Origin of the sequence: Bremerella cremea (assembly GCF_039541315.1) — a bacterium.
Taxonomy (GTDB): domain Bacteria; phylum Planctomycetota; class Planctomycetia; order Pirellulales; family Pirellulaceae; genus Bremerella; species Bremerella cremea.
On record NZ_BAABFZ010000002.1, the window covers coordinates 261,645 to 274,580 of the forward strand.

Genomic DNA, 12,936 nt, shown 5'->3' on the forward strand with positions numbered 1-12,936 from the left:
GCTCAATACTGCTCATGGAAAACGCAATCGAACATCAATCGACTCAGGCGGCGCCACTTTGGACCAAAGTGGTGCGGATCGGCCTTGGCCTTTCGATCTTCATCCTGCTGGTGGCCTATCCTTGCTACGTTCAGGTATCGGAAGGGACATCCGTGGTTGTCACTCGCTTCGGCAAGCCAACTCGGCAACTGATGCAACCTGGGGCCTATTTCAAGCTTCCTTGGCCCGTCGAAGATGCCCGTGTTGTCGACTTGCGGCAACATGTCTTCAACACGCCTTATACGGCAACGTTGACGCACGATCGCCGCAACGTCGTCCTCTCGACCTATGTGGTATGGAACGTAGCCGACCCACTGCTGTTTCTACAATCCGCAGGAAGCGTCGATGCCGTGTCGGCCAAGATCGATGGCATGGTAACCGCCGCCAAGAATACTCGGATGGGAGGCTACGACCTGTCCGCATTAGTTTCAACCGACTCGGCTCAACTACAGACCCAACGCATCGAACAGCAGCTTTTGCAAGACGTTCAGCAGGATGCTCTCGAAAAGTTTGGCATTCAGATCCTTCAGATCGGGATCAATCGAATTGCCTACGAGTCTTCCAATGTCTCGGCTGTCCTAGCTCAAATGAAGGCCGAACGGGAAGCCGCAGCGAAGCAGCTGCGAGCACTGGGCGAGAAAGATGCCAACGCGATTCGCGATGATGCCGTCGTGCGGAGTGAAGAGATTCTGCGAGACGGCCGATTGGAAGCAGGCCGCATTCGTGCCGCCGCCGAGCAAAAAGTTTCGGAGATCTACGCCCAAGCCCATCTACGAGATCCAGAGTTCTACCGGTATTGGCGTTCGCTGGAAGCCCTCAAGCGAAGTCTTGGCAGTGACTCGACGATTATCCTGCGAACCAACGAAGGGTTCATGGACCTGCTCACGGAGCCGCCTCCGGTACCCCAAACTGCCTCTCCACCCTCGCTATCAACAACGTCGGAAGACCGGACAGCTCCGTTCCCTCTCAGTAATACCCAGGCAACCACGGAGAGGCAGCCATGAGCGATCAGCGTACCTTCTCGCCACCACCTCCACCGAGAGAGAATCGCACCCGACGTTCCGAGCAGATCGGTTTAGGCGTCGGTGCCGGCATGCGGATCATTGGGTTACTCGCCGCACTGCTGATGATTCTGTTTTGGTGCTCTGGCATCACCATGGTTCAACCGAACGAAGTTGCCTTGTTGACTCGCTTTGGCAAGCTGGTCGGCAACACACCAGGAGAGCAGGTTCAGCCACCGGGCATTCTGTTGGCGTTGCCCTATCCTATCGATGAGGTCATTCGCATTCCTGTCAAAGAGGAACGCGAAGTTTCGATTGATCGACTGAAACTAAGTTCTGGTGGTGGCAATACAACCGCCCTCGATCCCATTCGGGATGGTTACGTGCTTTGTGGCGATCAGCACATTCTGCAGACCAACGTTCGTGTGAAGTATCGGATCTCCGATCCGATCGCCTTTCACTTTCAAGCTGATCAGCCGGAACGGCTTCTAAAGGAAGGAGCTGCAGCGTCGATTGTCCAGACGATCGCCGGTTGGAATGCGATGGATACTCTGCGTCTGCAGCGTTCTTCTAGCACGGAAGAAGTCGAGCGTCTGCCGATCTCGGTTCGCGAGAGCCTTCAGAGGCGACTCGATCTACTTGGGCTCGGCATCGAGATCAGTGCCGTTGAATTCCGCGAAATCATTCCTACGCCGCAACTGGCGGAAGCATTCGAGAATGTTCAAAGCGAACAGATTCATATTGAAACGCGAAAACGCGAGGCCGAGGGCTTTGCGGCCCGCACGCTTCCCCAAGCCGAGGCCGATCGCTACACGCTAGTAAACGAGGCAACACGCTTCCAGACCGATGTGACTACCAAAGCAGACGAGGAAGTCACCCTCTTCGACAAAGTCTATACCCAGTATCTCGCCAATCCTGAACTGGTCTGGTCGCGTCTCTACCTGGAATCAATGGAGCAGATTATGCAGTCGGTGGGACGGCTCAAGTTTGTCGCCCCTGGGACGCGGATTGTCATCTCTCCGAAGAGTTCTGTGGAGAAGTCTCCTTCTGTTGTCAACGAACCAACCAAGGAGCAAAGCCCATGAGTTCCGTATCGGTAGCGAAAAGAATCCAGACCGACCTCGACGCTGGCCTTACCGCGTACGAGAAGTGGCGCATGAGCATTCGCTTCAGCACGGCTTTGGTCGCGGCGTCGCTGCTTGTGGTTGGCATTCTGATTGAACGCTGGATGCCTGCCGAGCAGCTTTCCCTGGGGGCCGCATTTCAGGCAGCGGCAGCGCTCCTGGTGCTTGCTCCGATCCTATGGGAAGCACTGTGGGGACTATTTCGCGAGTCGCCAGAATACTATAGCGCCCAATTGGTAAGCATCGCGGCGCTGGCCGCATTCGCGATTGGTGATTTTGCTACCGCGGTTATCGTCCCGGTGATATTGAGCGTGGCATTTTTCCTTGAAGAGCGTAGCATCCTCGGCGCTAATTCCGCAATTGCTGGTCTTCAAGCGTTGCAGTCGAACCTTGCCCGCAGAATTGCCGAAGATGGAACAGAAGTGTCCATCGCGGCCTCAGAGCTGAAGATCGGCGATACGATTATCATTGCTCCCGGTGAAAGCATTCCGGCCGACGCGGTCGTTTTGCATGGGCATGCGGCGATTGACCAGTCTTCAATCACCGGCGAATCGACTCCGGAAGAAGTCAGCCCTGGCTCGAAAGTGTTCGCCGGTTCCATGAACTTGAACGGATTGATCCGAGCACGCGTCACGTCGGCTGGCGACGACACGACGCTCGCCAAGGTTCTGGACCTGTTTCAGGAAGCCGAGCGGTCTAAGACGCGTGTACTTCGCTTGGTAGAGCAGTATGCCAAATACTTTGTCTTAGCGGTCCTGATGATCGCTGGGATTACTCTCTTTCTGACGCACGATGTGACGCGCGCGATCACCGTCCTGGTGGTGGGTTGTCCCGGTCCGTTTCTCATCGCAGGTCCCGCGGCGATGGTCGCTTCTCTAGCCGTTGCCTCGCGGCATGGGATTCTCGTAAAGAATGCTCGCTTCCTTGAGGCCCTCAGCGAGGTCAATAGTGTTGTCTTTGATAAGACGGGGACCGTGACCACCGGGCAGTTGGATGTATGTCGCGTGGTCCCATGTTCCGGAGAAGAGATAGCGGTTATCCAAGCCGTTCTGCCTGGCGTCTCCGTCAACCAACATCCGGTGTCGAAGGCCATTGCCCGGTATGGTAAGCAGCAAGATCTGTCGTTCATTGAAGCCGAGGAGGTTGAAGAAGTCCCAGGGCTCGGCATTCGGATTCACTACCCCGACGGGCGAGTCATCCTCTTGGGTCGTGAAAGCTGGCTCAATCAGGAAGGAATCGAGACGGAGTCAGTCGACCACTCTGGCCCCATGGTTTGGGCCGCAGAGGACTGTGGTCAGGCCAAACGACCGCTTGGATGCATCTGTCTTTCCGACCATGCCCGGGCCGACTCGTCGCAGGTAATCCAGTTACTGCGTGATCTGGGGGTCGAACGTACAGTTCTACTCACAGGCGACCGAACGGCGGTTGCCCAGCTGATCGGCCAAGAGGTCGGTGTCGACGAGATTGTTTCCGAGGTGCTCCCTTCCGAGAAATTACACGTCGTCGAGTTGGAAAAGAAAGCGGGCTACAACGTCTTGGTTGTGGGGGACGGCATCAATGATGCCCCGGCACTCGCCGCAGGAAATGTCGGTGTGGCGATGGGCGTCGGCGGGGCAGACATCACGATGCGCAGCGCCGACATCGTCCTGATGACCCATCAACTGGATCGACTGCCCATGGCCATGGTTCTAGCCGCTAAGACGAAAACAACGATTCACCGAAACGTGCTCATCGGTGCGGGACTTACCCTGGTGATGCTGGGGATGGCGTCGGCCGGAACGATTACTCCCATCGCCGGTGCGGTTCTTCAGAATGTTGGAGAAGCATTTGTGATCATCAACAGTGCCGCGATCCTGCGCTGGAAATGGCAGCCCGTTAGCCAACCGATTTCATCCTGAGTTGTGGGTAGCTTCCCGCCCCGTGCATCAGCGATCCGAGAGTTCCGGGAGTTACGGCACAAAATCCAGCCGAACGGGATCATTCGTCGCTTCAAATCGGGTTTGCAATCCCCTGACGTCCGCAGCACCGGAATTGTTCAGTCGATTTCGGATGACTCCACATCCGGTATGCCTACAAACGATCCCATGGCTGATTTTGTGTTGCGAAAACGCAAACTCGATGTCCGCGATAGCTGTGTTCTCGTCCGATCGCCTGCTGCGCGTATCGATGATGCAATGTGCTGGATTACGAAGAGTCTCCCTGGCAGTGCAAACGACACATCACCAAGGGACTGAAGACGCCAATTGCCGCGATGGGGGGATTCGCCTCCAGCAGGTAGCGAACCAGGCGAAATCTCCGCGAAGAATTGTCATGGCAGGATTGTCGTTTGGCATTACTCGACTCCCATAATTAGGCTAGGGAAGCGAGGAACCTTCTGCGGAGTGATTCTGATGACTTTCTTGCGCTGCGGATTCTTGCGTCGCTTGATCTACTCCACGCGACTTGAGTAACGCCGTTGCAGCGTGATACCTTGACTGAACTCCCGGTTGCGGAAACACGCCCCCGCCGATGATCAATACCACCATCACCAAGATCGTAAGACGTTCCGTCGGTCGGCATACCAGCGACGCGGTTGCGATATGTGGCGTACCGGTAAAGACATGGAAGTAAGCTTTGACGATCGCAATGCCATTGAGCGCCGCCGCCAGAACCACGGCGAATCCGATCAGGGGATAGACGTCAACGACCCCTTCGACCAGCAGTTCCGTGCCGATAAAGCCGATCGTTCCAGGGAAACCAATCGAGGCCAGCCCCGTCAGTAGAAACATGTTGGCGAGGAACGGAGTATGTTCGTAGAGCCCATGGAATCCATCGAGTGAGAGGCGTCCCGTTCGCGCCTCGACGGAACGCAGCGCCAAACCGAACCCTAACAACGAGATTCCCACAGATAGCCAAACATACAACGCCCCTGTCAAACCAATCGGATTTGCCATCTCCAGCCCAACCAACACCAGGGAAGAATGGCTGAGAAACAGGTAGCAGAAGAATCGGCGCGTTTCATGCTGAACCAGGGCCATGCCGGCGGCATAGATCGCCGTCATCATCGACAGCATCGCGATGCTTTGCAGGGCCCACGCAGGGGCAATGGGGAAAACGAGCCGCATCACCACGTAGGCGCCGGCCATCGGAGTGACAAACAGCAGCGCCGTACCGAACGTCGCCTTCTCGAATAGATCGGTCATCCAGCAGTGTAGTGGGCAAATGCCGCTTCGAATCAACGCGCCCGCCGTCAGCAGGCAGCCCGCGAGGATCGGAGGATTGTCGGCGCTCGCGTCGGTTCCGACCAGCCACTGTCCGGCGATCAGTAGTCCCACGGATAGTCCCATATGCAGGGAGTACACCTGTGTGGATTGGCGGCGTTTGCGGAGCTCGATCCAAGGGGGAACCACGCCGACCGCCAGCAATAGAATAACCAACCAAGGGTCGCGACATCCGAGCGTTGCCAGCAGCACTGACTCGGAGAAGAGCGCCCAACCGAATGAGAAGCGATTCAGCTTGGTACGAAGCGTGGTTAAGACCGTTGCGAGATAGAGCAACGCGCCGAGCGGCAAGAGCGGAGCGCTAAGTTCGTCTACCACAAACGCATCGGCCGGACCAAACAACTGAAAGACGTTCCAATGATCGTGCGCCTCGAAGGACTGCAGCGTCACAAAGTCAATCCACTCTCCGATGGCACATAAGAACGTCGCCAAACAAATCGCAACGCTATAGTTCCTTGCGCGCTCACGATCCTTTGTTAATGACGCGATAATGGCGCCGATCAGCGGCAGCAGCACCGACAAGCCAAGCCAGGGCATGTGAAGTTCCGGCATTAGGCCACGTCCTCCAGCGAGTCTTCGTACGGCGCGAGACGATCCGACTCGCGCGACTCGCCGCCGGAAAGCAGGCTCGTCCAGCGTCTTTCCAAGGAGTCGAAGCTCCGAAATGCGAACAGGAACGGGTCGACGATCCAGACGTTGAGGAAAGCGTCGAGAAAGCCACGCTCGAGTGCGAAGCGATATAGCCACAACTGGAGCGAAGATGTGGATTGGGAACGCCCCGCCTTATCGCCGCTCAACGAGGAGCCGACGGCATTCTCCAACATCCGGTAGTCTTTCAGGACGGAAGGAGCTCGTAATAGTTGGAATGTTCTCAGGCAAGCATGGCCAATCATATGTATCAGGGCGACGTATTGCAGCCCGAGTCCAATTTCCACAGTAATGATTCCGACCTGGGTCAACGAAGCGTACGCCAAGGCGTTCTTTACGTCGCTTTGGACGCGGCATGCCGTCGCTCCAAAGATCGCCGTCACGAGCCCCAACACAACGACCGCAACTCTTAGCAGAACCGAAGCGTCTAGCAAGGGGCTAACGCGGAGCAAGAGAAACACACCCAGATGAACCGACAAGGCTCCGTAGAACACAGCGCTGGATGGCGTTGGGCCTTCCATGGCGCGAGGAATCCAGCCCGAAAACGGCACCATTCCCGACTTGCCTGCGGCGGCCAGCAGTAGCAGAAGTCCGACCAAGAGCGCCGATGTGGAATCGATCGCGGCGACACCGTCGGGCCAGGGCCCAGAGCCCATCAGTCCGTCGAAGTCTCCACCGCCTGTTAAGTGATGCAACGTTAAAGCGGCAATCAGAAAAGCAGCATCCGCAATACGATAAATAGACCAGACGCGCAGACCATTGCGCACCGGAGCAGGCCGCTCATGGAAATAGGCAACGAGCAACGCCGACGATAGGCCGACCAACTCCCAGCCAAAGAACAAGGTTTCGATTGTGCCGGCCAAGGCCGATACCACCATTCCTAGTTGGAAGAGAGCGTAAAGGAGGAAGAAGCGTCGAAAGCCGCGATCCCGATGCAAATAGACGGAAGCGAACGCTCCAACGGTGCCGCACAGCACGAACGACAAAATTACGAATGGGACCGAAAGCCGATCAAAAACAAATTTCAAGTGGAAATGAAAGTGCTCTTGGGGAATAGAGGCCCAGTTCCCGAATTCAATTGGCACATGCCGCGATCCCGTGACTAGCATTACTCCCAGTATACAGACCGCGGCCGTTAATCCCGCGACAACGCTTCCCTTCATCAGTCTCGACTGTACGGTTTCGCTTAGTCGAATTCCAATCAAGAGCGGTAGACCGAGAGCTGTTAATAAGACTACCGGGCTTCCAACGACGACGACTCCCAGGGCATGTAGGATCGGCTCGACCATCATTGCCGCTCCTCTGTCGCCGTGATCGAGAAAAACGGCAAGTTGTCGCGGCAGCCACGATAGCAATCCCGAGAGAAAGATGCCGTACGAGGAGCGGCGCCGTTGAATTCATACGGTTCAAACTGGCCGTTTCTGAAAACTTGCACCGTTGAGTCCGTTGGTTGAATGACGGCGAGATGGATCCAATCGCCGCGGCAAAGCCGGCCGATGGTCGGGTTGTCCTGCATGATGGAAAGTAAGGCCTCGGGAGTTGATTCAATTACAAACAGTATTCTGAGCGGCTCGTGAATCTCTACCATTTGTTGATAGAGACCGGTCCTCAAGTCGCTCGCCGTCCCTTCCATTACTCCCAACAGAGATACGATGTTGTGCGGCAACTTCGATCCGGAACCGTAGACCGCATGATCGACTCGTGAGAAGTAGTACTCGAGGTTGATCCCAGCACAAACGGGAATCGCCGCGGCCAGGATGCGGGCGAGAATTGAATGCCGGTCGTCGTCTTGGGCCGGATCGTACGACGTCAGGAAGGACCGCCGATCGAGAAATAGGCCGCGCGACCAATCGCGTCGTCCCACAACGCAAAGCGCGTTCGTGGCGTGGTTGTATTCTGGGCGAGCTTGTGAAATGTCCTGAGCTCGGGCTTCGACATGCCGAACGGCCTCTTGCGGCGAGATGGTCAGAGGGGCAGAGTCGAACCGTCGACAACGTTCGTGGGCATTTCGACGACGCGCCTCTTCAATGGCCTCGCGAGCCGCCTCGAAGTCGTCATGATGTGACGGCGGCAGCGAGTCCAGATCAAAAAAGACCACCGAGTCGTCGCACGTATTGTGGTAGGCGCCCACGAACACCGTATCATCGGGAATCGAGACGCCTGCCTGCTTGACCAGAGTACGCACGCGCCAGTCGTTAGCCATCTTGGCGAATGCTCTCGCGTTGGGGCCGCCTCGTTTTCCTGCGCATGCTCCACAGCAATAGGCCGACTCGTGGGGATTATTGAGGCTCGAGGAGCCATGCCCGCAGACAACGAACAAGCGAGAAAACGCGTCTGGTTTGGTTACGCCGATATCCTGCAACAAACGGATGACGACGCTCGCCATTTCCTCGCAGGAGAATCCAACGTGACCATTCTCGGGGCCAGGCTCCTCTTGATAGCGTTCCAATTGGAGTGTCGTCACCGGAGGAGGTTGAACCAAGCTCCCCAAATGTTTGCGAATCCTGGCCGTCAGATGCGGAAACAGGACGCTCGCGACCAGCGGGGCCGTCGCCAGGGAACCGATGATGCCAGTAAAGATGCCTCCCAAGAACGTCCGACTGCGCATATGAAAGGCATGGCTCGCCAGGCCCAGGCGTCGCCTTAACTCTGCCCGTTCCAGATGCATTCCCTCGAACGTATAGCCAACGTCCTCCTGAACGTAGTGCCGCGGAGTGATCACGTTGGGACATAGCGGTTGGTAAAAGCTGTCAGCTGCCCCACGATAGTAGATCGCCACCGCGAAGAATCCTGCGGCGCCAAACGTTTCGCAAGCGGGATGCGTTTCTTCCAGGTGACGTCGAAACGACTCTTCCCGATCGTCGATACATGTCAGGACTTGAAAGTCGGGACGATGGGGCTTTTGCCGGGCCGAGATCTCATCGAAAGATTGCGTGTGTGAAATGAACGCGTCGAGCGCCTCGCGCCGGTATTTTCGCTCGAACGCCTCGTGGTATATCCGACGGCGCTCGAGCGCCGAAAAAGCTTCGGCTTCCGCATCCAGTTCTTTCCACTGATCGTTGGTTAGCGCGAGTAATTGCTGTGGCTGCCAACCAAGCGTTTGCGCGGCCTGAAACAAGAGAAATGCTCGGCGTTCAATGTTAAGGGGGCGTTGTTCCGACAGCTTCCTCTGAGCGAACTGCAATACGTCCCCAGCACCGCTGCGCCGACCGGTTTTGTCGAACCCAACGTCAACAATCGCAAAACGCTCAAGAATCAACTGGATGGCCACCAGCCCGAGCAGAGAGCCGGAGGGGATCGAGTGGACGACCGGACCGGCACCTGATTCCAACTGCCAGATCATTCCGGCCCAGCCCCGTAGGCCAAGCAGTGTCTGGGTTACGAATTCTTCTCGATCGTCGTCGGGCACGCCCAAGTCGCGGATCGATTCTTCAATCGATGCTTCTGGCGTTACCCCAGAAGCTTGCAACCGACGCAGTTCCTGGGAAAGCCCACGCGTCCAGCGGTCGGCACACCAATTTGACTGAGTATAGAGCGTCAAAAACGCTTCGTAAAAGCCCTTGTCCCGCGTGGGGAGTTCCCAGTCGGAGTAGCCCTGATCGACGTACGCCGCGCAGAATCGGATGAGCAGGTCATGCACGTCTTGGTCGATATCGTCCCCGAACGCTTTCAGTAAAAGATCTCGTGGACGCACGTAACGAACAGAGGCGATACGGGGCGGCGTGGACTGAATTCCAGTACGGCAGATGCGCCACAAGAGGTGCAAGGAAAACGCTTCCCAGGCGTTTTCCCCCCATTCCTCATATTTTCGGCCGAACTTTACCAAAAGCCCGTCCAAGTCCGCCGAGGTTGAGCGTTCCGTCGCCTGACGACTGCGGAGCCACTCTTTTGCGCCGACGACCACTCGATCGCGAAGGTCCTGGGGGACTTCTGAATGAAACCGCTCAAGTGCGTCGGTCTCTGCCACAATCCACTTCAGCTCGGCATCGGGACCAACGTGGACAGGGTGGCGAAGCATCGCCAGGCGAATTTGCCCGCGCGTTCCCAGACCGTTGATTCTTTCCTGATCCTGCTGTCCAAGGTCTTCTTTCAGAACGGCCCGGAGGTCTTCATCCGTGATTCGGCCTTTCCGAAATAGCTGGCGATATTCTTGTTCCAGCAAATAGGGCTGGGCGCCATAGCGTGCCAACCCCAGCTTTACAGCTTCATGAAACGGGAGATCCTCGAATGCGTGAAGCGTATTGTGATGAACAAAGACCTCAATCGGCCCTTGCGATGGTAACAGGTGGGCAGCGTGCTCCACCAACTTACGTATCGCCTCCGGTCCGGAATCGTCGGAGACCATCTTGGTCAAAGAATCTGTGGTGCGTTCCAAAGTTGGATCGGCCCTAGTCAAATAACATGCAGGCGAAACAGCGCGCTTTGGCGATCCATGCCGCTGATGGGGAGGCGGGTTCGCGTTTCGATTGGCATTTTCCATCGCAAAAATTATACCGAGAAAGCTGCCAAACCTTTACCGCGATGTTTGCCCCCCTGCAAACCATTGAGAAACGCAGGTGAGGCCGAAAGTTTTGTTTGCGAAAATCTGCAAGTGAGGCAGTCAACTCAACCCCCGGTCGATAGAATCTGGAGATGCCAATGATGCAAATTCTTGCACGTTAGATGCAAAATCTTGCACACACAGACGTTTTGAACCAAGGAATCGATCGATGCAGCAACTAGTTCAGGGGATCCATCGCTTTCAACGCGAACAATTCAGCCAAGACAAGAAGCTGTTCGAAACGCTTGTCGACGGCCAGCACCCGCTGGCGTTATTTATTACCTGCTCTGACTCGCGTATTGACCCTAATCGGCTTACTCAGACAAAGCCTGGCGAGCTATTCATTCAGCGTACCGCTGGCAATATTATCCCTCCGTACGGGGCGGTTCTTGGTGGCGAGGCGGCGACGATCGAATATGCGGTTGCTGCGTTAAAAGTCCGCGATATTATCGTATGTGGACATTCCCACTGCGGAGCGATGGCCGGCCTGCTGACTCCAGAATCGGTCGAAAGTATGCCGGCGGTTCGCGCCTACCTGCAACATGCGGAAGCGACGCGTCGCATCGTCGAGGAAAACTACTCTCACCTGACCGATCCTGCCAAGCGACTGACGTTGACAGTCGAAGAGAACGTCCTGGTGCAGCTCGAGAGCTTGAAAACCCACCCCTCCGTCGCGGCCGCCGTTGGTCGAGGCGACCTGAAACTGCATGGTTGGGTTTACAAATTCGAGACGGGGGACGTATTCACCTTCGATCCGGATCAGAATCAGTTTTTGCCTCTCCGAGACGTGGCGTCACCGTTGAGTGAGACGCAACGAACGCTCCCGCCGATCTAAGCATTGGCGAAGCCAAATTGATCGTCGGCGTGGTATTCCTGCAGCACGCCGCTCGTATCGACACTCAGGCAATTTACAAGCATCGTTGGAGTAGCCGCCTTGAGGCGGCTTTTATTTACTTGTTTCTATGTTTCGTACCCAATCTGTCGGTACCGGTAAGGGGTACCGACTTTCTATCGCCGGGTTACTACTACTGAGCTTGGCTGCTCTGGCCATCACTATCTGGACGATGTCCGACTTCTTGCGGGAACAAGACATCGTCGAGGAACTGACGCGAAAACTGCCCCGCGACTCGACAGCGACCGCCAAAGAATTGGTGGTCGAACTGGGGTGGCAGTTCCGGCTTTCGATCCTCGTCGTGCTGAATCTTATCGCGACGGGGCTGGCGCTCGTTTTACTTTCGCGCGCCTATCGGTCTTCCCAGGAGTCGCTTCGGGACATCAAGGCCCTGGCGGGCCATATCCTCAGCAGCGTCGATCAGGCGGTCATTACCACGAATCGAAACGGCATCGTCACCAGCATCAATCGTCACGGCATGGAGTTGCTCGGAGCCAAGCTCGATTGTATCGATAAGCCGGTAAAGGAGCTTTCCGCCGACTTGGCACTTGACCAGTTCCTGGCCGATTGGCAGGCGAAAAAGCCTTCCTCTCTGACCAGAGATTTTCACATCGACGCCGACGGGAGAACTGTCCGCGCGACGTGCCAATCTTTGAACGACGTGGAGGGAAAGCAGATCGGCAAAGTCTTGCAGCTGCGTGACGTTACGGAACGCATTCTCCTGGAAGAGCGGATGCGACGGATGGAACGCTATATGGGACTTGGTTCTTTGGCGGTCGGCCTCCACCACGAAATCCGAAATCCACTTGCAGCGCTGTCGCTCCATGTTCAACTGCTGGAGGAGCAACTCGAGGAGAGCCAGGTATCCGAGGAAGTGCAGCAAATGTTGGCGGTTATCAAGGCGGAAATGACGCGAATTGGGGGAGTCTTGGAGGGGTTCCGCGATTTTGCGTCGATGGAAAACCTGCGGCTTGAGGAAGTCGATCTCGCCAAGCTAATTCAGCGACAAGTCGATCTAGCGGTACCTCAGGCAAATCAACAAGGGATTGACGTCAGATTCGTTCGCCCGGAATCTCCGTTGCCGAATATCACGGCCGATCTGGTTCGTTTGGAACAAGCTTTGCTGAACCTGTTCGTCAACGCGATGCAAGCCATGCCCAACGGAGGCGAACTTACCATCGCCGTGACGGCAACTGCCGACTCGGTTCGTATCGAAATCGCGGATACAGGCAGCGGAATTCCAGAGGACCTTCGCAGCCAGGTGTTCGACGCCTACTTTACGACCAAGAGCGAAGGAACCGGTTTGGGGCTTGCCCTCTGCGACAAGATCGTCCGGCAGCACAATGGCAGCCTTGATTTTTTGAGCAATAAAGAGGGAACGACCTTTGTAATGACGTTACCAATTCAACAAGCGGCGATTTTTGCGGACTAG

General features: G+C 56.2%; 8 protein-coding genes and 1 pseudogene. 5 read left to right on the forward strand and 4 right to left on the reverse strand.

The window, feature by feature from the left end; translation table 11 throughout:
- Positions 1-14: 14 nt before the first annotated feature.
- The 3 genes from hflC to ABD890_RS01750 are packed head-to-tail and all read left to right on the forward strand — an operon-like array spanning position 15 to position 4,062.
- Positions 15-1,043: a protease modulator HflC gene (gene hflC / locus ABD890_RS01740; RefSeq protein WP_345085054.1), complete on the forward strand. Its 1,029-nt coding sequence runs from the start codon at positions 15-17 to the stop codon at positions 1,041-1,043.
- Positions 1,040-2,125, forward strand: a complete 1,086-nt coding sequence (gene hflK / locus ABD890_RS01745) for a protease modulator HflK (protein ID WP_345085057.1) — start codon at positions 1,040-1,042, stop codon at positions 2,123-2,125. Before hflC ends, hflK begins: the two co-directional genes overlap by 4 nt.
- Positions 2,122-4,062, forward strand: coding sequence for a heavy metal translocating P-type ATPase (locus ABD890_RS01750; RefSeq protein ID WP_345085060.1), 1,941 nt, complete (start codon positions 2,122-2,124; stop codon positions 4,060-4,062). The genes hflK and ABD890_RS01750 overlap by 4 nt, the downstream gene beginning before the upstream one ends.
- A gap of 51 nt (positions 4,063-4,113) precedes the next feature.
- Here ABD890_RS01750 and ABD890_RS25485 read toward each other — a convergent pair.
- From ABD890_RS25485 to ABD890_RS01765, 4 genes and pseudogenes are all read right to left on the reverse strand, one after another.
- A pseudogene (locus ABD890_RS25485) lies at positions 4,114-4,344 on the reverse strand (carbonic anhydrase); the annotation flags it as partial.
- Positions 4,345-4,518: 174 nt separating this feature from the next.
- A complete protein-coding gene (locus tag ABD890_RS01755) occupies positions 4,519-5,976 on the reverse strand; it encodes a proton-conducting transporter transmembrane domain-containing protein (RefSeq protein ID WP_345085062.1) in 1,458 nt (485 codons plus the stop codon).
- Positions 5,976-7,157: a proton-conducting transporter transmembrane domain-containing protein gene (locus tag ABD890_RS01760; RefSeq protein WP_345085065.1), complete on the reverse strand. Its 1,182-nt coding sequence runs from the start codon at positions 7,155-7,157 to the stop codon at positions 5,976-5,978. Before ABD890_RS01760 ends, ABD890_RS01755 begins: the two co-directional genes overlap by 1 nt.
- Positions 7,158-7,360: 203 nt before the next feature.
- Positions 7,361-10,552 carry a DUF2309 domain-containing protein gene (locus ABD890_RS01765; RefSeq protein ID WP_345085068.1) on the reverse strand — a complete coding sequence of 1,064 codons (3,192 nt, stop codon included), beginning with the start codon at positions 10,550-10,552 and terminating at the stop codon, positions 7,361-7,363.
- A gap of 229 nt (positions 10,553-10,781) precedes the next feature.
- Between ABD890_RS01765 and ABD890_RS01770 the strand changes: the two genes are divergently transcribed.
- Positions 10,782-11,447: a carbonic anhydrase gene (locus tag ABD890_RS01770; RefSeq protein ID WP_345085070.1), complete on the forward strand. Its 666-nt coding sequence runs from the start codon at positions 10,782-10,784 to the stop codon at positions 11,445-11,447.
- A 316-nt stretch (positions 11,448-11,763) separates the two neighbouring features.
- Positions 11,764-12,936, forward strand: a complete 1,173-nt coding sequence (locus tag ABD890_RS01775) for a two-component system sensor histidine kinase NtrB (protein WP_345085306.1) — start codon at positions 11,764-11,766, stop codon at positions 12,934-12,936.

What these genes read in the sequence shown, in the direction of transcription:
- ABD890_RS01750 (WP_345085060.1), top strand. Translation starts at nt 2,122, where the DNA reads ATGAGTTCCGTATCGGTAGCGAAAAGAATCCAGACCGACCTCGACGCT.
- ABD890_RS01765 (WP_345085068.1), bottom strand. Translation starts at nt 10,552, where the DNA reads ATGGAAAATGCCAATCGAAACGCGAACCCGCCTCCCCATCAGCGGCAT.
- hflK (WP_345085057.1), top strand. Translation starts at nt 1,040, where the DNA reads ATGAGCGATCAGCGTACCTTCTCGCCACCACCTCCACCGAGAGAGAAT.
- hflC (WP_345085054.1), top strand. Translation starts at nt 15, where the DNA reads ATGGAAAACGCAATCGAACATCAATCGACTCAGGCGGCGCCACTTTGG.
- ABD890_RS01755 (WP_345085062.1), bottom strand. Translation starts at nt 5,976, where the DNA reads ATGCCGGAACTTCACATGCCCTGGCTTGGCTTGTCGGTGCTGCTGCCG.
- ABD890_RS01770 (WP_345085070.1), top strand. Translation starts at nt 10,782, where the DNA reads ATGCAGCAACTAGTTCAGGGGATCCATCGCTTTCAACGCGAACAATTC.